This is a genomic window from Corynebacterium sp. (assembly GCF_052107835.1).
GTDB lineage: Bacteria > Actinomycetota > Actinomycetes > Mycobacteriales > Mycobacteriaceae > Corynebacterium.
Genome location: NZ_JBQEDF010000041.1, coordinates 1 through 18,253 on the forward strand (window position 1 = coordinate 1; position 18,253 = coordinate 18,253).

Here is an 18,253-nt window from a genome sequence, read left to right on the forward strand (position 1 = left end):
CTGCAACGGCATGATGTAGTTCGCGAAGCCCCACACGATCGGGGTACCGAACAGCAGCAGCATCACTGTCCCATGCATGGTGAACAGCTGGTTGAACTGCTCGTTCGAGAGGAACTGCAGACCCGGGTTGAACAGCTCAACGCGGATCAGCAGGGCCATCAGACCACCGATGGCGAAGAAGATGAAGGACATCATGATGTACATGATTCCCAGCTGCTTGTGGTCAGTCGTGGTCAGAATGTTCCACGCGTGACCACCTTTCGCCGACTTCCCACCGTGAGGAGCAGGCCGTTCTGGGGCGACCGTGTGGTCGTCCCTGGGCGCTACTGCGGTCATTCAATCCTCCTGACTACGCGGTGCCGTTCGTCGGTACGACACCCAAATGAATGAGCTGCACGTCGGGCATCCCGGTGGCGTTGTACGTCACCCGTCACGAGACATCCCATACAGACTCCAACCAATAGTAATAGGTCGACTGTCGCATTAATAGTTGGAGGGCCCCGCGGGTGGGTTCGTGACGCGATCGGGGGTGGGCGGGAGGCCCGGCAACGACCGGCACGTCATCCCGGCTGGAGGCTCAGAGCTAGAAGTCCCAGTCGTCGTCGGTGGTGTTCTCCGCCTTGCCGATGATGTAGCTGGAGCCCGACCCGGAGAAGAAGTCGTGGTTCTCATCGCCGCCGGGGTTCAGCGAGGACAGGATCGACGGGGACACACGGGTCTCGTCGTCCGGGAAGAGCCCTTCGTACCCGAGGTTGTTCAGCGCCTTGTTCGCGTTGTAGCGCAGGAAACGCTTGACGTCCTCCGTCCAGCCGAGGTCGTCGTAGATGTCCTCGGTGTACTGGCACTCATTGTCGTAGAGCTCGAAGAGCAGCTCGAAGGTGTGCTCCTTGAGCTCGGCCTGACGAGCCTCGGACTCCTTCTCCAGCCCGCGCTGGTACTTGTAGCCGATGTAGTAGCCGTGAACGGCCTCGTCCCGGATGATCAGCCGGATCACGTCCGCGGTGTTGGTCAGCTTGGCGTGCGAGGACCAGTACATCGGCAGGTAGAAGCCGGAGTAGAACAGGAACGACTCCAGCAGGGTGGACGCCACCTTCTTCTTCAGGGGGTCACCGCCCTTGTAGAAGTCCAGGATGATGTCGGCCTTCTCCTGGAGATTCTTGTTCTCCTCCGACCAGCGGAACGCGTCGTTGATGTCCGGGGTGGACGCCAGGGTCATGAAGATCGAGGAGTAGGACTTCGCGTGGACCGACTCCATGAACGCGATGTTCGTGTACACGGCCTCCTCGTGCGGGGTCACCGCATCCGGGATGAGGCTCGTCGCACCGACGGTCCCCTGGATCGTGTCCAGCATCGTCAGGCCGGTGAACACGCGCATCGTCGCCCGCTTCTCGGCGTCGGTGAGCGTGGCCCAGCTCTGGATGTCATTGGACAGCGGCACCTTCTCCGGCAGCCAGAAGTTGCCCGTCAACCGGTCCCAGACCTCGAGGTCCTTGTCGTCGGGGATGGTGTTCCAGTTGATCGCGGTCACCGGTCCGCCGTTGCTGTGGTGGATGGGTGAGTGGGCCTGACGGGACGTTGTCATGTACCTCTCCTGCTGGCGGGTGGGTGTCGTTGGAGGACACGGTTACCCGGACCATCCTAGACTATCCGCACCCGGTTCCCGCATGCGTTCAGGTCGACCGGACAGAGCGTCCCACAGCGTCCCGGAACGCCGCCCGCACACACCCGGCCAGCCGCGGACCACCCCCGAAAGTGGGCCCTTCCTAAAAGGTAAGACTCACCTATACCCAAGGGCGAGGCACGGGGAGACGGAGCCAGGCGCACACTCCTTCCGCCCGAAAACCTCACTGACCTGCACCTTTATCGAACCTCCCCAGGTAGCACAGGCAATGCGAAATTAGGCCAGACATGCCTGTTCACCTGCAGATATAAGCGGTAGGTTAGGCTGAATTCTCTAGAGAAAGGTTAAACCGATTAGTACGGTCAATCCCATGAGCATCAACGAGAAGTTCCAGGAAGCAGTCAACAAGCAGGTCGTCGCCGAGCACCAGGCGTCCCTCATCTACTCCCAGCTGTCCTACGAGATGGACCGCCTCTCCTTCCTCGGCATGCGCGACTGGTTCCGCGCCCAGGCCGACGAGGAGCGCGTGCACGCCGCCAAGTTCGCCGAGCACCTGCTCGACCGCGAGGCCCGCGTGGACCTCACCGACATCGAGCTGCCGTCGCTGAAGATCGCGACCCCGCTCGATGCCTTCGAGGCCGCCCTCGCCCACGAGCAGAAGGTGTCCGAGATGATCCGCAACCTCGCCCGCACCGCGGACGAGACCGGTGACATCGACTCCCGTCAGCTGATCAACTTCTTCCTCGCCGAGCAGATCGAGGAAGAGTCCACCGTCAACGACATCATCGACTGGATCAAGACCGTCGGCAACGACGGCTCCGGTCTGCTGCGCATCGACGCCAAGCTGGGCGGCCGCAGCGGCGAGTAATCCCGCGGAGCACATCCGCTAGAGCCCCTACCGGCGGCACACCTCAGCTACCGGCTTCTCGTCTCTGCACGCTCCGTAGTACACAAGCATCACACAAGCCCCGCAGGATCCTGGTGACCAGGATTTCTGCGGGGCTTGTCCACGTGGTGCCGGTGCCTGGACGTCTGGTACCCGCACCCGTGGCGGTGGGAAATCACACCCTCGGCGATTTCTGTCGGGACTCAACAACAACCTGACCTGCACATCTCACGATGTGGAAATCGCTGGCAGTGTGATAATCCCGGATTGACGCCCAGCCAGGCGCCGGCACGCTACAGCATGCAGCTCACGCAGCCCTGCACCTCGGTGCCGGACAGCGCGGTCTGACGCATACGGATGTAGTAGAGCGTCTTGATGCCCTTGCGCCAGGCGTAGATCTGCGCCTTGTTGATGTCACGGGTGGTGGCGGTGTCCGGGAAGAACAGTGTCAGCGACAGCCCCTGGTCCACGTACCTCGTCGCCACCGCGTAGGTGTCGATGATCTTCTCGAAACCGATCTCGTACGCATCCTGGAAGTACTCCAGGTTGTCGTTGTCCATATGCGGCGCCGGGTAGTACACGCGCCCGATCTTGCCCTCCTTGCGGATCTCGATCTTCGAGGCGATCGGGTGGATCGAGGACGTCGAGTTGTTGATGTAGGAGATCGAGCCCGTCGGCGGCACGGCCTGCAGGTTCCGGTTGTACAGACCGTCGGCCTGCACGTCCGCCTTCAGTGCCGCCCAGTCCTGCGCGGTGGGGATGTGGATCGAGGAGTTGCCGATGATCTCGGCGACCTTCGCGGTCTTCGGCTGGAAGTCCTCCGGGTCGTAGCGGTCGAAGAACGCACCGGAGGCGTAGTCGGAGTTCTCGAAGTTCGCGAAGCGCGTCCCGCGCTCCCTGGCGATCTTGTTGGACGCACGCAGGCACTCGTACATCACCGCGGCGAAGTAGGCGTTGGTGAAGTCCAGGCCCTCCTCCGACCCGTAGTGGATACGCTCACGGCCGAGGAACCCGTGCAGGTTCATCTGGCCGAGGCCGATGGCGTGGGAGCCGTCGTTGCCCTCACGGATCGACGGGACAGAATCGATCGAGGTCTGGTCGGAGACCGCCGTCAGTCCACGGATGGAGGTCTCGATGGTCTTCGAGAAGTCCGCGGAGTCCACGGCGGCGGCGATGTTCAGTGAACCGAGGTTGCAGGAGATGTCCTCGCCGGTGTGGGCGTAGGTCAGGTCGTCGTTGAACTCGCTCGGGGTGGAGACCTGGAGAATCTCGGAGCACAGGTTGGAGTGGGTGATCCGCCCCTCGATCGGGTTCGCCTTGTTCACGGTGTCCTCGTACATGATGTACGGGTAGCCGGACTCGAACTGGATCTCGGCGAGGGTCTGGAAGAACTGGCGGGCGTTGATCTTCGTCTTGCGGATCCGCGGATCCTCGACCATTTCCTCGTAGTGCTCGGTGACGGACACGTCGGCGAAGGGCTTGCCGTAGATGCGCTCCACGTCGTACGGGGAGAACAGGTACATGTCGTCGTCGCGCTTGGCGAGCTCGAAGGTGATGTCCGGGATCACAACGCCCAACGACAGGGTCTTGATGCGGATCTTCTCGTCCGCGTTCTCCCGCTTGGTGTCCAGGAACCGCATGATGTCCGGGTGGTGGGCGTGCAGGTAGACGGCACCGGCACCCTGGCGGGCGCCGAGCTGGTTGGCGTAGGAGAAAGAGTCCTCCAGCAGCTTCATCACCGGGATGACGCCGGAGCTCTGGTTCTCGATGTGCTTGATCGGCGCCCCGGCCTCACGGACGTTCGACAGCAGCAGGGCCACCCCTCCCCCGCGCTTGGAGAGCTGCAGCGCGGAGTTGATGGAGCGCCCGATGGACTCCATGTTGTCCTCGATGCGCAGCAGGAAGCAGGACACGGGCTCGCCGCGCTGCGCCTTGCCGATGTTGAGGAAGGTCGGGGTGGCGGGCTGGAAGCGTCCGTCGATGATCTCGTCGACGAGGTTCTCGGCGACCGCCAGGTCACCGTCGGCCAGGCCGAGGGCGACCATGCACACACGGTCCTCGTAGCGCTCCAGGTAGCGGCGTCCGTCGAAGGTCTTCAGGGTGTAGGAGGTGTAGTACTTGAACGCGCCCAGGAACGTCTGGAACCGGAACTTCTTCGCGTACGCGCGCTTGAACAGGTTCTTCACGTCGGTGAACTCGTACTTGTCCAGCACGGCCTTGTCGTAGTACTCGTTGTCGACGAGGTAGCCGATCTTCTCCTCGAGGTCGTGGAAGTACACGGTGTTCTGGTTGACGTGCTGCAGGAAGTACTGGTTGGCCGCTTCCCGGTCCTTGTCGAACTGGATCAGTCCGTCACTGTCATAGAGGTTGAGTAGTGCATTGAGCGAGTGGTAGTCCAGCTGGTCTGACTGCTGGACCGGCTCAGCGACTGCCTTGCCGAGGTCAGTGGTCGTGGTCATCTTGTCTCCCCAAATTCCGTGGTCTGTCTGGTTATGTCTACCGTGGCCCGGCGTCCGGCGCCAGCGGTCCTGGTAACTGAAGCTGTGGGATGTGTGGTCACGTCATGCCGCTCCCTCCCTGGACTCCCAACGTCCTTCACGCCGCAGGGCCTCCTCGAACTCCGTGAGGCCCTCACGCACCCGGTCGACGTCGTGCGGCGTTCCCATCAGTTCGAAGCGGTACAGGTACGGCACCTGGCACTTCGCGGAGATCACGTCCCCTGCCCGGCAGAAGTCCTCACCGAAGTTCAGGTTTCCCGACGCGATGACCCCGCGCAGGTTCGCGCGGTTCCCCGCGTCGTTGAGGAACCGGACGACCTGCTTCGGCACGGGGCGGGACTCGTCGCCGGTGATCGATGCCCCGCCACCGTAGGTCGGGCAGACGAGGACGAAGGGAACGTCCACGCGCAGCGGTTCGTCTCCGCGGCGCAGCGGGATGCGCGCGTTGGGCATATCGAGCTTCTGGACGAACCGGTCGGTGTTCCTGGTGGTCGACGAGAAGTAGACGATGAACATGGTGGCTTCCTTTCTACCCGTTGTCCGTGACGGTGAACCGGGCCGGGACGTACTTCAGGAAGGATGGGACGATCGCGATGGCGATCACCGTGGCGACGATGACGAGGACACCACCGACGAGCGTCGCCATACCTGCTCCCCAGGCCGACCCGGCCCAGCCGTGGAGCATGTCCGCCAGGCGAGGCCCGCCGGCGACGACGATGAGGAACACGCCCTGCAGCCGTCCGCGGACGTGGTCGTCGACGGACTCCTGCAGCAGTGCCGAACGCTGCACCGAGGAGAACATGTCGACCACGCCGCCGAAGAAGAAGGCGATGACCGCCACCCAGGCCCACAGCCCGGCCTGTCCGTCGGCGACAATGATCGCGATACCCATCACCACGATCGCCGCTCCCCACAGCAGGACGGAGACCACGATGCCCGCGCCCTGGTGCCGCAGGCGCGTCACAGCGCCGGAGAAGACACCGCCGAGTACTGCACCGGCCGGCACGGCGGCCATCAGCAGGGCGTAGAACAGGCCACCATCCCCGGCCTCACCGAAGTCGACGGTGGAGATCTGCGGCGCCAGGGCCCGCGGCATGCCGAAGACCATGGCGATGAGGTCGATCACGAAGCTCATCAGCAGGATCGGCATCACGGCAATGTAGACGAAGCCGTCGATGATGCTGCGGAAACCCGGGGTCTTGCGGACCTTGCCGTTGCGGCGCGTGGCCGGCTTGCCCGCCGGCTGCTGCGGCGCCAGGGCGGGGAGTTTGATGACGGCCCAGAGGGTGGCGAGGAGGCATACGGCGTCGATCAGGTAGAGCAGGGCGAATCCGGTGACCATGACCATGAGGCCACCGATCATCGGACCGACGATTGCACCGGCCTGCTGGACGGTCATGTTCAGCGACGTGGCGGCGGCCACGGTGCCGTCCGGGACGATTCGGGCGGTGACGGCGGTGCGGGTCGGCTGGTTCACGGCGAAGAAGGCCTGCTGCAGGGCGAAGATGCTGAGCAGCAGCCAGACATTGTCCACGCCGGCGGCTGCCTGGCCCCAGAAGGCCAGTGCGGTGACGATCATCCCCAGCGTGGTGATGATCAGGAGTTTGCGCCGGTCCATCATGTCGGCGAGCGCCCCGCCGTACAGTCCGAAGACGATCAGCGGTACCAGGCCGAACGCCCCTGCCAGACCGACGTAGGACGAGCTGCCGGTGATGTCGTAGATCTGCAGGGGCACCACGGCGATGTTGAGCTGGGCCCCGATGACGGTGACGATGTTCGCAGTCCACAGCCGCCGGAAATGCGGCGACTGCAGCGGGGTGGTGTCCGCGAGCAGCGAGCGCAGGACGGAACGTCCTGCCGCACGGCGCCGGAGGGCACGGTTCGCCACGAAGAACACCACCTGAGGGGTCTGGAACGTCAGAAGATCGAGGTCACACGGGAGAACAGGGGTAAAAGAGAAGGGAAGGACGCTGCCCCGTGCAGCGTCCTTCCCGGTGGTGCTTCTGGCCCCCGGCGGGATCAGGCCGCTGCGACGGCGAGTGCCTTGATGCGGTCCGGGCGGAAACCCGACCAGTGTGCGTCGCCGTTGACGACCACCGGGGCCTGGAGGTGGCCCAGGGCCATGACGTAGTCACGGGCCTCGTCGTCGAGGCTGATGTCCACCATCTCGTAGTCAAGGCCGGCCTTGTCCAGGGCCTTCTTGGTGGCGTTGCACTGGACGCAGGCAGGCTTGGTGTAGACGGTGATCATCGTGTCGGCTCCCTGGGGTACGAAGATGGTTGGGTTTCTGGTGCGGCCCGGATCCCCCCGCTGCGGTGCGGGTCGCTCCGGGCGAGTGAGGACGACACTACACTCAGAACCAACGCCCACACAAGCCCATTTGGCACGAGATGTGGGGGTAATTACATGGCTTGAACACTATATATAGTAGTTACAAGATGCGTATTCGCAGGTGGCCCGAAGACGGCGACACTACATGTTGGGCCTGAAATCCATTGTTGTAATTCCATTCTCCGCAGTTGGATGTCACCGGTCGCCCGGGTCGCCCCCTGAAACGCGGAACACCCCTCCCACTGCCGTCCTGTACGGACGGCGGCGGGAGGGGTGTTCCGGCGGAACCGGCGGATCAGCCCTGGCGGGCCTTGAAACGCGGGTCCTTCTTGTTGATCACGTAGACCTTACCGTGGCGACGCACGACCTGGGCGCCCGGCTTGTTCTTCAGCGACCGAAGGGACTTGCGAACCTTCATTGGGCGCTCCTTTCTCGTCATGCGGCCGGCACCTGCTCACGCAGGCCCCCGGCACGGGATTGAACGGATTAGTTCGGTGCCACCCTCGGACCGTTGACACAGGCCCTCGGGACAGCACGCGGACCCGGAAGTACCGGGTCGCGACACAGCGACTCAGTTTAGCCGCAGAACGGTGTCCCGACCAAACCGCCGTCTAGAACACGAACTGCTGGAGGATCAGCGTGAGGAAACCGAGGTACCAGACCACCAGCACAATCAGCGGCATACCGAAGAAACCGGAGGCACCCCGCACCACCTGCTCACTGCGGTCCTCCGCGCGCGACCGGGCGATGCGCACCAGCGTCGAGATGAACAGCGGCAGGACGACCGTCCACACCACCATGCAGTAGGGACACAGTGCCTCAATGTTGTAGACCGCCTCGAAGGCGAGCCAGTGGACGAAGCCCACGGCGAAGACAAGCCCCGCCAGGAACCCGTACCAGAACCAGGGGCGGAACCTCGCGCCCGCCAGAAGACCGACCCCGATGGCGATCACCACACCGAACCCGACGAGCCCGATGAACGGGTTCGGGATCCCGAAGGCGGAGGCCTGCTCGGAGTTCATCACGTCCGTGCAGGACACGACGTCATTGAGGGTGCAGGCCGGGGAGAACCCAACGTCCTGCAGAAGCTTGATCTTGTCGTACATGATCAGCCCGGACATGAACAGTCCGACCGCGCCGAACAGCACCACCCCCCAGGCGTAGAGGGCTGACGCACCCCACGTTCCTGCAGGACGTTCGCCTGTCGACTCGTCCCGCAGTGCCGACGCTGTACTCACTACCTTCTCCTGACGTCTACCGGATGGCGCCTGGTCGAACGCCCCCACCTATTCTAGTCCCGTCGCCCCGACACATGAAGCCCGGGCACGGTGGACAAACGGACCGCAAGCGTACGTACAGCAAGCTTCGATGCCCGTGCCAGAACAGTCGAAGAAACCGACCGTCCCTTCGCAGTAGTTCGTGTAGCCTACCCTCATGAACATCCACTCGCCCGCCCGGCGTCTCACGTTCGCCGCTGCCATAGGGGCAGCGTCACTCATCCTTTCAGGCTGCAACCCCAGCGGACCCTCTGAATCCGGGGAGGCGGCAACAGGGAACACCGTATCCACGGGCGCTCCCGACTCCCCCCAGAAGATCGTGGTCCTTGAACCGGTGCAACTGGACACCTCAATCGCACTGGGGGTGGTTCCCGTCGGTGCCGCGGTCCTCAATGAGGAGCAGGGAATACCTGACTACCTCCGCGAGGTGGAGGGACTGGACGACCGGACAGCAAAGGAGATCGACGCCATCGGGTCCGTGGGGACAGTCGCCGAACCCGATCTTGAACGGATCGCGGCACTGGAACCGGACCTGATCCTCGGCACGAAGTCACGGCACGCGGCACTGATGGACCAGTTGACCGATATTGCACCGACAAAGTTCATGGCCAGCCAGGCGGACCCGTGGCGTGACAATGCGGCATTCACCGCAGAGGCCCTCGGCCTGTCGCAGGAGGCTGATGGCCTCATGGCCGACTACGACGCCCGCTGCGACGAGGTGTCGAACGTCGTGCGCGAACAAGGCTCAGGTGACGGACCCCCAACCGGACAGCTCATCCGTCCGCGCGATGACCTTTTCACCCTCTACGGTCCACTGTCCTTCGCGGGCTCCACCCTGGAATGCGCCGGGTTCACAATTCCGGAACAGGACTGGGAGGACATTTCGCTCGACGTGTCGGAGGAGAACATCGGACAAGCGGGTGCCGACCTGATCGTGGTGACCGCCACGGATGCCTCCGATCCCGCCCAGATGCCCGCAGACATTGACGGTGCGGATGACAGCATCGCCGGCACCTACGGCATCCACCTGGTGGACCAGTCACTGTGGATCTCAGGCGTCGGACCCCTCGGCGGACAGGCGGTCCTGGACGAGCTCGAGAAACTGGTCGACTAGTTGCGGCGCCCCGCGACTCAGTCCCGTCTCGCCCTGGCGCCCAGCCCTGCGCCGGTGACCACCAGTGCGACTCCGGTACCTGCGGCAAGTGCCGACACCCCGAAGGACAGCGTGGAGGTCATCAGCGCGGAGCGGACGGTGGAACCCTGCAACGCCATGTCACGGTTCGGGTCGTCCATCTCCAGCTGGGCGTAGGTCTTGCCGCCGGTGGCTTCCAGGACGTGGCCCTTGACGGTATCGGCCTACGTGTAGGCGGTGAACGGTCCGGCCACCTTATCACCGGCGAATCGGTCGGCGTCCTCGGCGACGGTGATGTTCTCGTCCTGCAGTTCACTCTTCACGGTGAACCAGCCGACGATACCGCCGACGACGAACACCAGCCCGATGACGGCGACGAGGAGGCCCGCGACGAGGGGCAACCGTCCCTTCTTCGCGGAGTCCGGGGCGGACGTGTCGGGGATACTGCTCTGTGTCATTGCTCTGCATGCGCTTTCTGGTGTGAGGGACCTTCCGCCCGGTCCTGCTGCGGAAGTTCTACCAGGCAACCACAAAGTGGATGACACGTCCACCTTTTGTGATGCGCCGCATAATGACGCATCCACCTGCATATTTGTGTCCCCCGACGACCGTGCGGTACGTTATATCTCGTTCGCAACGACGGTGTTCGCACTGCACGTGCTTACGGGGCTATGGCGCAGCTGGTAGCGCACCACACTGGCAGTGTGGGGGTCAGGGGTTCGAGTCCCCTTAGCTCCACCAACAGCGGAGAACCCGCCGGTCACCTGTGACCGGCGGGTTTTTCGTGCGGGAACGGCATTTCCCTACTGCACTGCGGCACGGACCTTCTCCACCACCCGGTCAGCCTGTGCGAGGCCCGCCCGGGCGGCCGCGGGACGCAGCGCCGGATTCAGGACGTTCTCCCCCATGCCGGCCATCGCCCCCGCATCCGGCGCAACCAGGGCCGAGCCACTGGTGTCCAGTGCATTGAGCTGCTCACCGGGGCCCATCCCCGTCATCCGGGTCCGCGTGCTGGGGGTTATCACCACGACCCGGTCATGTCCGGCCGCGAGGTCGACGTTGGCACTCGAACGGAATCCACCGTCGAAGTACCGTTCGTTGCCGATGGTGACCGTGGGCCAGACCATGGGCACGGCGCAACTGGCGGCGACCGCGTCGACCAGGGGGACCCCACTGTCCGCGTCGAAGGTCGCGAGCTCACCCGTGCGGGCGTTGACCGCAGGAATCCTCAGTGCGCGCTCCGGCCATGAGTGGACGGGGAGCCGTTGTTCGATCACGGCGCGACGGGCCCTCTCCGCGACCGTGTTCGCCCGCAGGGCACGGGCCCCGACCCTGCTGAGGGCCACACGCTGATCCCGGGCCCCCGCGAAGGCGAGGTACAGCCTGACCACGTCGAACATCCCGAGTTTTCCCGGGATCTCCTCGACCCTCCCCTCGATCTGCGCGTCATACAACTCGTCGAGCGGGGTTGGTCCCGCTATCTGCGCGGCGACCGTCGAGCCCGCGGACGTGCCCACGGTCAGGTCAGCCGAGCGCAGGGGTATGCCGTGGCGTTCCAGGCCCAGCAGCAGTCCCGTCTCCCAGGCGATTCCGGTGAGTCCCCCACCTCCGAGCACCAGCGCGGTGTGTGGTTCCAACTCCATCCCCACACGCTACCAAGACGGACGGCCCATCTGTACGGAGTGCGTTCAGTCGAGGAGAGCGAGCCTCCGGATGATGGTGGTGTCGACGTTGTCGGGCCACGGGAAGGCGGTCGCCACGATCCTCTGGTGCGCCAGTCCGTGCATCGCCGCCCACAACGCCACGGCATCACCGTTCGGATCGGTGCTGGCCGACGTACCCGCCACGACGCAGTCCACGAGCAGGCGGGTCAGATCCTCCAGGAGGCCCATACCGAGTTCCGCGACGTCGTCACGTGCCACGATGCCCTCCGCCATGTCGTCGGCCGCGTTCCAGACTCCGCCGAACATGGCCAGGTACCTGTGGGGACTCGTTCGCCCGAACTCGAGGTACCCGTGGCATATCGCCAGGAGGCGGTCCGTACTTCCCGGACCGGCCGCATCGACGAGTTCCCGGAGATGCCGGTGCAGTTGCGCGTAGGCATCCTGCAACGCAGCAAGGATGATGGCCTGCCGATTACCGAAGTGCGGGTAGATGGACGGCGCCGATATCCCCACGTGGCGGGCGACCGCCCTCAGCGTGACAGCGCCTGAATCACCGGACTCGTCGAGGATGTCCAGCGCGGCGGTCACGATGTCCTCGCGCAGCCGGCCCCCTTCCCCGCGCTTGTTGCGTGTACGGCCCGTACCCGGCCCCGACGTGGCGTTTCTCTCTGTACTCACACCCGTAAAGTTACACGCGAAAGCTTTTTCGGTCCATCCCTTGACGGATTTATGTTTACGACTGTAGCCTTACGCTTGTAAGTTTAAGGCACAGCGCACCGGAACAAGGAGAACCCGATGAGCACCACGCACCAGCGGCACAGCCGCATCACCACCGCCACCGCCACGGTGGCGACCGTCCTCGCACTCGCCACCGCATGCTCCGACGTGGGAACGACCGACGCGACGGAAACACACGGGACCACCGGTCCCGCAGAGACCAGCCGGACGCCCGCTCCCTCCCCGGATGCCCAGAAGTGCGGTGGGACGGGTATCGATCAGTCGGCGACGTTCACCGCCTCGCACGACATCCTCATCGATGCCCCAGTCAAGGAGGTCTGGGAACTCCATACCGACGTGGAGCGCTGGCCGGAGTGGCAGGACGCGGTCACGGGCATCGAACGGCTGGACAGCGGCACCTTCGACGCTGAATCCCGGTTCCGGTGGACGACTCCGGTCCCCGAGTCGCAGTTCTCGCCCGCCGACACGCTCACGATCACCTCGAGCGTGCAGGAACTCACTCCTGAGCAGTGCGTCCTCTGGGAGGGGCCGGCGGTCGGTGATTCACTGACTATCGAGCAGGGAACCCACCTCTGGACCTTCACCGACACCGACGGCGGCACCCTGGTGCACACCGAGGAGTCCTGGGACGCCGAGGCTTTCGACGCCCTCGAAGGCCAGGACGCCGAGGCCGCAGAAGACATGCTGGGCGGCGGCCTCGTCGTCTGGCTCGAACAGCTCAAGACCACCGCGGAGGCAGCAGCATGATCCCGACCAACCGGACCACAACCGACCAGACCAACACCTCAACAACCGCTCCCACCCCGAAAACCCCCGCAATCTGCGCCTTTATCTCCGCACTGATGGTTAGTGGTGGATTCGCGATGCTGGCTGTCGTCCCGGTGGTCCTGACACTGGCCAGCACCCTCTGGAACGCCCGATCCCGGCCGCTGCGCTGGTGGGCCGCAGGGCTCACGGCTCTCTACGCCAGCGGCCTCCTCATCTGGGCTCTCCGGGACGACCCGGCACAGAGCCTGACGAAGGATCTCCACCCAGCCCTTGCAGTACTCATCGTCCTCGCAGCCCTGGCTGTTGTTGTCCGCTACATCCTCAACAGGCGCGCGAGCCGGGCGTAAGACCGTCGATGGGGAAAACCCCAGCAGATCGGGTCCATCTCCTCCGGACGTTCCGGGGTCGGCTGATGCCCAGCCCACTCCAGGTTCATGTGCCGGGCACGGGGAATGCGCTCCTCAGGACGCTCGGCAATCTCATGGAAGTCGGTCACATCCCGACCCACTGAAATCACCAACGTCTCCGCGGTGATCCGGGCGGGGTCCACCGCCCCCTCCCCGAGGTGGTCGAGCAACGCAAGGACGCCCTCCGCGTCGTTGTAGTCGGCGGTCGGCGGCGGGGACTCCCCGTACCCACTGAGATCGCAACGGATCACACGCCGTCCCGCCGCGGACAATGTGCCCGCCTGGTGGTCCCACATTCGACGGCCACAGACAGTCGAGTGCAGGAGCAGGACGGTTGCCTGCACACCGTCCGTGTGCCAGAACAGGCGGATCAGACTCGACAATGGTGCTCATGGGGCCACTATCCCAGGCTCGTCATCGCTGCGCGGTGTACTCCTCGACGACCACACCGGAGCCGAAGGGTCGGGCCTCCACCAGATCGAACGGCAGAGCTTCGTAACCACGACCGGCGAACAGGGGGATGCCGGCACCGAACACCAATGGGTTGCGTTTGAGTACCAGCCGGTCAATCTCCCCGCTCAGCGCACCCGCGAGCAGCCCTCCCCCGCACAGCCAGATGTCGCCACCGTCCTGCCGCTTCAGCTCGCGGACGACCTCCACAGGATCCTCACCCGTGGTGCGCAGATTGTTCTCCTCCGCCCGGTGGGAGCGGGAGAACACGATCTGCTCGAGGTGCCGGTACGGGCTCGCCATGCTGTTGTCCCCGTCGACCCGGTAGGTGTTCCATCCCATCAACACGGTACTGAACCGGCCACCTGACTGGTCGATCCCGAGGCGGTCGGCAATGTCGGTCGGAATGGCGTCGGGAAAACGCTGCGTTATCCGCTGCACGAATTCACCTCCCTCGTCGACCGGGAAGGCATCGAACTGACCGTCCGGCCCGGCGATGAAGCCGTCGAGACTGACGGCAACGTAGTACACGAGTTCACGCATGGGAATCTCCAATCTCCTGACCACTAACCACTTCAAGTGTCGTGGTTTGGGTTGACCAACAATGTACATCACCTGTCGTGGTTGGCGCTAGTATGTGGACCATGGCACGCAATGATGAACGCCGACGCGTACTCGCCGACGCCGGCCTCACGGTCCTCTCACGCGACGGCGCCCGCGGACTGACCCACCGCGCGGTCGACCGCGCGGCCGAGGTCCCCACCGGAACCGCAACGAACTACTTCAGGACGCGGGACACTCTGATCACCGCACTCGTCAACCGCATCGGCGAACGACTCGGCCCCACCCGGGAGGACCTGGAGCGGCGCGCCTCCCAGACCCCCGGTCCCGCACTGTTCGCCGCCTACATGCGCGATATCGTCCGGCGCCTCACCGATGACCGGGACGCCACCATCGCCCTGTTCGAGCTACGCCTGGAGGCCATGCGCCGACCCGACGTCGCCGGACTCCTCAATGAGTGGCGACGGTCGGGATTCGCCGGGGACATCCAGTTCAATACAGATGCCAGGCTCCCGGGAGGCCCCCGCGACATCGCGATGTTCCACTACGCCATCGAAGGTCTTGTCCTCGACCGGCTCACCGGCCCGCTCATGCCGGAGGTCCACACCGACGACATCATCGACGACATGGTCGCCGGGTTGCTCGGCAACACGGACGACACAACGAACCCCCGTCCCCATGAAGGGGACGGGGGCAGGTGAGGCCCAGTGGGCAGGCGGCAGGGAAAACTACTCCCCTTCGGGGTCCGCCGGGCTCTGGAGGTCCTCGTCCGTCTGTCCGTCCTCCGGCAGAGTCCCCTCCGGGGTCTCGCCGGCGGAAAGCGCCAGGACGTCCGGGACCCAGTCCTTCATGGCACCCGGGTTCTCCGGGTCCTGCTGCAGCGGGAACTGCTCGCCGCCGACGAAGATCGCCGGGGTCGCGGCCTGGTCACCCATCCGCTGCCCCAGTTCCTCGCCGTTGGCATCCAGCATCGGTGAGTACTCCTCGAGAACCGACTCGTCGCGAATCGAGTCGACAACCCCGGAGTCCACCCCGACCTGGTCTGCGGCGTCAGCGAGCTCCTCAAATTCCCAGTCTCGGGAGACAGTGGCCTGGTCTTCGAAAGCCTTCTTGTGGAATCCCCAGAACGCGCCGGCGTCGCCGGTGTCGGCGATGGCCAGGGCAACGGCACCCGTCCTCGTCGAGGTCTCCTCGTCAACGAACTTCACCGTGTGGAGGTCAACGTTCATCTCACCGTCGCCCACCGCCTTCTGCAGGGAATCGGAATCAACCTCCGCCAGGTCTGCGCAGTGGGTGCAGCTGTAGTCCTCGAAGATGTCGACGGCCGGGGCGTCCTCCGCCGCATCCTGACCACGCATGGTGACCACACCGTCCTCCAACGCAACATCGAAATCGACGTCGGCCGAGGCCAGGTCCACATCGCCGCCCTTGCGGCCATTGATCACCATGAATGCGATGACCACCGCACAGATAGCGACGAGCGCCACGATGCCCCAGATAAAACTCCGGTTCTTGTCGTTAGGCGCCTTGATCTTCTGACTCACGAAGCTCCAACCTTTCAGCGGTCCATCTCAGGGTTCATCTCCACGTGGCGACGAAGCATATCCGTCACTGCCACATAATCCTCCTACACCCTAGCGGCCACCCTCCCGCAGTATCCAGGCAGGTACCCGCACTACACGGGCATTCCCAGCGAACTGGCATACCCCCGCCGCTATTCACAGCGCCCCCACAGAAAGAAACCCCCGTCCTACCCCCGTACGTACGTTAAACATTCCCATTCGGGACGGCCGGGCGATACCTTTTCCCTCATGCAAACTTCCGATCTGGTGCTCGCCTCGAGCTTCGAGGACGGCCTGGGCGCCGTCCGCGACTTCGTCTGGGGCCCATGGCTCCTCATCCCCCTGCTCCTCGGTACCGGACTGGTGCTGACCGTCCGGCTGCGCGGCATCCAGTTCCGCAAGCTCGGCAAGGCCCTGCGTCTCGGCTTCCTCGACCGCAGTGACGACGGCGGCGAGGGAGACATCTCCCAGTTCCAGTCGCTGACCACCGCGCTCGCCGCCACCGTGGGCGTGGGCAACATCGTCGGTGTCGCGACCGCCATCGCCATCGGCGGCCCCGGTGCACTGTTCTGGATGTGGGTCACCGGCCTGGTCGGCATGGCGTCGAAGTACTCGGAGGCGTTCCTCGCCGTCCGCTTCCGCGTCCACGACGGCAAGGGCCGCATGTCCGGTGGCCCGCAGCGCTACCTCGAGCACGGCATCAAGGGACCGGTCGGCAAGTTCCTCGCCTGGTTCTTCGCCATCGCCGCGGTTATCGCGTCCTTCGGCATCGGCAACATGACCCAGGGCAATGCCGTCGCGGCCGGGCTGGAGGACACCTTCGGCGTCGAGCCGATCATCTCCGGCATCGTCATGTTCATCCTGCTCGGGGCCGTCCTGCTCGGCGGCATCACCGCGATCGGCAAAGTCACCTCCGGCTTCGTGCCCATGATGATCATCCTCTTCCTCGGCAGCGGGCTGGTCGTGCTGGCCGCGAACATCACCGAGATCCCCCACGCCCTCGGCATGGTCTTCGCCGATGCCTTCACCGGCAGCTCGGCCGCCGGCGGATTCATTGGCGCAGGCATCCTGCTGGCCCTGCAGACCGGTGTCGCCCGCGGCATCTTCTCCAATGAGTCCGGCATGGGCTCGGCCGCCATCGCCGCCGCGGCAGCGAAGACGACCCACCCCACCCGTCAGGGCCTGGTCTCGATGACCCAGACCTTCATCGACACCATCATCCTGGTGACCCTCAACGGGCTGATCCTGATCTCCACCGGCGTGTGGAAGGACGGCGAGGCCCACGCGGCCAACATGACCGCGAAGGCCTTCGGCACCGTGCTCGGCGACTGGGGCCCCTGGATCGTCACCCTGTCCCTGGTGTTCTTCGCCTTCTCCACCATCGTCGGATGGTCCTACTACGGTGAGCGCAACGCCCAGCGCATCTTCGGCGACCATGCCACAGTCCCCTACCGCATCATCTTCACCTGCGTGGTCGTCGTCGGCGCGACGATGGAGCTCAGCGTCGCCTGGACGTTCTCCGACCTGGCGAACGGCCTGATGGCCCTGCCGAACCTCATCGGCCTGCTGCTGCTCTCCGGACTCATCGCCCGGGAGACCAAGGCCTACCTCGACTTCGACCCGGAGTTGAAGGCCAACGCGAAGAACGTCGAGAACTTCCTCATCGAGCAGAAGAGCCCGTGGCGCATGTACGGCGACGCCACGGACCTCAGGCCCTGACCGGGAACAGCATGCGCTGATCAGGCAGCGCAGCTGACCTCGACCTCGAGCTCGGCGACCTCCCCGGCGTCCGGGTGGTCGTCGTCGACCTCGACTTCGCCGGAGACGCGGTACGTGTCACCGTCGACCTCGACGGTCGCGTCCCGTTCCTGACGGTCGTTGCTGTCCCACTCCTTACCCTCGAGCTCGACACTGAGTCCCTCGACGATGGCGTCACCGTCGGTGTTCAGGTCGATCTCGACCTGGTCGCCTCGGTTCTCCCCACGCAGGTCGATCTCGAACTCGCCGGCGTCGTCCGGGTCGTTGCCGTCGTCCGCGCGGCACTGGACGTCACTGAACTGGGTGGCGATGTCGGTGCCCTCGAAGACCAGGCTGTTGACCGATCCGCCCTGGACGGAGCCGTCGCCGCCGGTCGCGTTCCCACTGTCACCTGTGCTGTCACCGCCCTCGGTGGGGGACGTCTCGGCCTGGCTGCCGCTACCGGAGTCCTGACCGGCACCCTCGTCCGCACCCTGGGTCACGGTGACGGTCTCGGTCGCGTCGTCGCTGTCGTCGCCGCAGGCGGCCAGCGCGACGACCATGGTGACTCCCAGAGCTGCGGCCGCTGTCCGACGTCCGGCGTTCCTGATCTTCACTGTC

22 protein-coding genes and 1 tRNA gene are annotated in these 18,253 nt (G+C 64.7%); 7 read left to right on the forward strand and 16 right to left on the reverse strand.

Annotated elements, in window-relative coordinates:
• Positions 1-336, reverse strand: a 336-nt coding sequence (locus ACTIL2_RS10525) for a cbb3-type cytochrome c oxidase subunit I (RefSeq protein WP_442337425.1), incomplete at its 3' end; no start/stop codon positions are given.
• 247 nt (positions 337-583) lie between these two features.
• A complete protein-coding gene (gene nrdF, locus ACTIL2_RS10530; protein ID WP_442337426.1) occupies positions 584-1,582 on the reverse strand; it encodes a class 1b ribonucleoside-diphosphate reductase subunit beta in 999 nt (332 codons plus the stop codon).
• A gap of 409 nt (positions 1,583-1,991) precedes the next feature.
• Here nrdF and ACTIL2_RS10535 point away from each other — a divergent pair, with 409 nt between their 5' ends.
• A complete protein-coding gene (locus ACTIL2_RS10535) occupies positions 1,992-2,489 on the forward strand; it encodes a ferritin (protein ID WP_442337427.1) in 498 nt (165 codons plus the stop codon).
• A gap of 311 nt (positions 2,490-2,800) precedes the next feature.
• Here the strand turns inward: ACTIL2_RS10535 and nrdE are convergent, their stop codons facing one another.
• The 6 genes from nrdE to ACTIL2_RS10565 form a co-directional block, all read right to left on the reverse strand.
• A complete protein-coding gene (nrdE, locus tag ACTIL2_RS10540; RefSeq protein ID WP_442337428.1) occupies positions 2,801-4,966 on the reverse strand; it encodes a class 1b ribonucleoside-diphosphate reductase subunit alpha in 2,166 nt (721 codons plus the stop codon).
• Between the two features lie 102 nt (positions 4,967-5,068).
• A complete protein-coding gene (gene nrdI / locus ACTIL2_RS10545) occupies positions 5,069-5,521 on the reverse strand; it encodes a class Ib ribonucleoside-diphosphate reductase assembly flavoprotein NrdI (RefSeq protein WP_442337429.1) in 453 nt (150 codons plus the stop codon).
• Positions 5,522-5,534: 13 nt separating this feature from the next.
• On the reverse strand, positions 5,535-6,893 hold the full coding sequence (locus tag ACTIL2_RS10550) for an MFS transporter (RefSeq protein WP_442337430.1): 1,359 nt from the start codon (positions 6,891-6,893) through the stop codon (positions 5,535-5,537).
• Positions 6,894-7,024: 131 nt separating this feature from the next.
• Positions 7,025-7,255, reverse strand: a complete 231-nt coding sequence (nrdH, locus tag ACTIL2_RS10555) for a glutaredoxin-like protein NrdH (protein ID WP_442337431.1) — start codon at positions 7,253-7,255, stop codon at positions 7,025-7,027.
• Between the two features lie 376 nt (positions 7,256-7,631).
• Positions 7,632-7,754 carry a type B 50S ribosomal protein L36 gene (gene ykgO, locus ACTIL2_RS10560; RefSeq protein WP_005288826.1) on the reverse strand — a complete coding sequence of 41 codons (123 nt, stop codon included), beginning with the start codon at positions 7,752-7,754 and terminating at the stop codon, positions 7,632-7,634.
• 193 nt (positions 7,755-7,947) lie between these two features.
• A complete protein-coding gene (locus tag ACTIL2_RS10565) occupies positions 7,948-8,574 on the reverse strand; it encodes a vitamin K epoxide reductase family protein (protein ID WP_442337432.1) in 627 nt (208 codons plus the stop codon).
• A 358-nt stretch (positions 8,575-8,932) separates the two neighbouring features.
• Between ACTIL2_RS10565 and ACTIL2_RS10570 the strand changes: the two genes are divergently transcribed.
• Positions 8,933-9,727, forward strand: a complete 795-nt coding sequence (locus ACTIL2_RS10570; RefSeq protein WP_442337433.1) for an ABC transporter substrate-binding protein — start codon at positions 8,933-8,935, stop codon at positions 9,725-9,727.
• A 17-nt stretch (positions 9,728-9,744) separates the two neighbouring features.
• Here ACTIL2_RS10570 and ACTIL2_RS10575 read toward each other — a convergent pair whose 3' ends face one another.
• Both ACTIL2_RS10575 and ACTIL2_RS10580 read right to left on the reverse strand, forming a co-directional pair.
• On the reverse strand, positions 9,745-9,906 hold the full coding sequence (locus tag ACTIL2_RS10575; protein ID WP_442337434.1) for a hypothetical protein: 162 nt from the start codon (positions 9,904-9,906) through the stop codon (positions 9,745-9,747).
• A gap of 63 nt (positions 9,907-9,969) precedes the next feature.
• Entirely contained in the window at positions 9,970-10,203 is a 234-nt protein-coding gene (locus tag ACTIL2_RS10580) for a hypothetical protein (RefSeq protein ID WP_442337435.1), read from the reverse strand.
• A 207-nt stretch (positions 10,204-10,410) separates the two neighbouring features.
• Here ACTIL2_RS10580 and ACTIL2_RS10585 point away from each other — a divergent pair.
• A tRNA-Ala gene (locus ACTIL2_RS10585) sits at positions 10,411-10,486 on the forward strand.
• A 62-nt stretch (positions 10,487-10,548) separates the two neighbouring features.
• On the opposite strand, the gene ACTIL2_RS10590 is transcribed toward ACTIL2_RS10585, so the two are convergent.
• A complete protein-coding gene (locus tag ACTIL2_RS10590; RefSeq protein WP_442337436.1) occupies positions 10,549-11,388 on the reverse strand; it encodes a patatin-like phospholipase family protein in 840 nt (279 codons plus the stop codon).
• Between the two features lie 45 nt (positions 11,389-11,433).
• Positions 11,434-12,087, reverse strand: coding sequence for a TetR/AcrR family transcriptional regulator (locus ACTIL2_RS10595; protein WP_442337437.1), 654 nt, complete (start codon positions 12,085-12,087; stop codon positions 11,434-11,436).
• A 117-nt stretch (positions 12,088-12,204) separates the two neighbouring features.
• Here ACTIL2_RS10595 and ACTIL2_RS10600 point away from each other — a divergent pair, with 117 nt between their 5' ends.
• Both ACTIL2_RS10600 and ACTIL2_RS10605 read left to right on the forward strand, forming a co-directional pair.
• Entirely contained in the window at positions 12,205-12,894 is a 690-nt protein-coding gene (locus tag ACTIL2_RS10600; RefSeq protein WP_442337438.1) for an SRPBCC family protein, read from the forward strand.
• Positions 12,891-13,262 (forward strand): hypothetical protein, encoded by a 372-nt coding sequence (locus ACTIL2_RS10605; protein ID WP_442337439.1) that lies wholly within the window; start codon positions 12,891-12,893, stop codon positions 13,260-13,262. Before ACTIL2_RS10600 ends, ACTIL2_RS10605 begins: the two co-directional genes overlap by 4 nt.
• On the opposite strand, the gene ACTIL2_RS10610 is transcribed toward ACTIL2_RS10605, so the two are convergent.
• Positions 13,229-13,705 (reverse strand): alpha/beta fold hydrolase, encoded by a 477-nt coding sequence (locus tag ACTIL2_RS10610; protein WP_442337440.1) that lies wholly within the window; start codon positions 13,703-13,705, stop codon positions 13,229-13,231. The two genes, ACTIL2_RS10605 and ACTIL2_RS10610, sit on opposite strands and share 34 nt — an antisense overlap.
• Before the next feature lie 31 nt (positions 13,706-13,736).
• On the reverse strand, positions 13,737-14,315 hold the full coding sequence (locus ACTIL2_RS10615; protein ID WP_442337441.1) for a dihydrofolate reductase family protein: 579 nt from the start codon (positions 14,313-14,315) through the stop codon (positions 13,737-13,739).
• Positions 14,316-14,416: 101 nt separating this feature from the next.
• On the opposite strand from ACTIL2_RS10615, the gene ACTIL2_RS10620 reads away from it, so the two are divergent.
• The gene (locus tag ACTIL2_RS10620) at positions 14,417-15,034 is read left to right on the forward strand and encodes a TetR/AcrR family transcriptional regulator (RefSeq protein WP_442337442.1); all 618 of its coding nucleotides are present in this window, start codon (positions 14,417-14,419) and stop codon (positions 15,032-15,034) included.
• Positions 15,035-15,061: 27 nt separating this feature from the next.
• Here the strand turns inward: ACTIL2_RS10620 and ACTIL2_RS10625 are convergent, their stop codons facing one another.
• A complete protein-coding gene (locus ACTIL2_RS10625) occupies positions 15,062-15,877 on the reverse strand; it encodes a DsbA family protein (protein WP_442337443.1) in 816 nt (271 codons plus the stop codon).
• 267 nt (positions 15,878-16,144) lie between these two features.
• Between ACTIL2_RS10625 and ACTIL2_RS10630 the strand changes: the two genes are divergently transcribed.
• On the forward strand, positions 16,145-17,614 hold the full coding sequence (locus ACTIL2_RS10630) for an alanine/glycine:cation symporter family protein (RefSeq protein ID WP_442337444.1): 1,470 nt from the start codon (positions 16,145-16,147) through the stop codon (positions 17,612-17,614).
• A 20-nt stretch (positions 17,615-17,634) separates the two neighbouring features.
• Here the strand turns inward: ACTIL2_RS10630 and ACTIL2_RS10635 are convergent, their stop codons facing one another.
• On the reverse strand, positions 17,635-18,249 hold the full coding sequence (locus ACTIL2_RS10635; protein ID WP_442337445.1) for a lipoprotein LpqH: 615 nt from the start codon (positions 18,247-18,249) through the stop codon (positions 17,635-17,637).
• Between the last annotated feature and the right edge of the window lie 4 nt (positions 18,250-18,253).

Excerpts from the sequence above, each read along its gene's own strand:
- ACTIL2_RS10535 (WP_442337427.1), top strand. The coding sequence starts at position 1,992 with ATGAGCATCAACGAGAAGTTCCAGGAAGCAGTCAACAAGCAGGTCGTC.
- ACTIL2_RS10590 (WP_442337436.1), bottom strand. The coding sequence starts at position 11,388 with ATGGAGTTGGAACCACACACCGCGCTGGTGCTCGGAGGTGGGGGACTC.
- nrdE (WP_442337428.1), bottom strand. The coding sequence starts at position 4,966 with ATGACCACGACCACTGACCTCGGCAAGGCAGTCGCTGAGCCGGTCCAG.
- nrdI (WP_442337429.1), bottom strand. The coding sequence starts at position 5,521 with ATGTTCATCGTCTACTTCTCGTCGACCACCAGGAACACCGACCGGTTC.
- ykgO (WP_005288826.1), bottom strand. The coding sequence starts at position 7,754 with ATGAAGGTTCGCAAGTCCCTTCGGTCGCTGAAGAACAAGCCGGGCGCC.
- ACTIL2_RS10615 (WP_442337441.1), bottom strand. The coding sequence starts at position 14,315 with ATGCGTGAACTCGTGTACTACGTTGCCGTCAGTCTCGACGGCTTCATC.
- ACTIL2_RS10580 (WP_442337435.1), bottom strand. The coding sequence starts at position 10,203 with ATGACACAGAGCAGTATCCCCGACACGTCCGCCCCGGACTCCGCGAAG.
- ACTIL2_RS10620 (WP_442337442.1), top strand. The coding sequence starts at position 14,417 with ATGGCACGCAATGATGAACGCCGACGCGTACTCGCCGACGCCGGCCTC.
- nrdF (WP_442337426.1), bottom strand. The coding sequence starts at position 1,582 with ATGACAACGTCCCGTCAGGCCCACTCACCCATCCACCACAGCAACGGC.
- ACTIL2_RS10600 (WP_442337438.1), top strand. The coding sequence starts at position 12,205 with ATGAGCACCACGCACCAGCGGCACAGCCGCATCACCACCGCCACCGCC.
- nrdH (WP_442337431.1), bottom strand. The coding sequence starts at position 7,255 with ATGATCACCGTCTACACCAAGCCTGCCTGCGTCCAGTGCAACGCCACC.
- ACTIL2_RS10630 (WP_442337444.1), top strand. The coding sequence starts at position 16,145 with ATGCAAACTTCCGATCTGGTGCTCGCCTCGAGCTTCGAGGACGGCCTG.
- ACTIL2_RS10575 (WP_442337434.1), bottom strand. The coding sequence starts at position 9,906 with ATGGACGACCCGAACCGTGACATGGCGTTGCAGGGTTCCACCGTCCGC.
- ACTIL2_RS10605 (WP_442337439.1), top strand. The coding sequence starts at position 12,891 with ATGATCCCGACCAACCGGACCACAACCGACCAGACCAACACCTCAACA.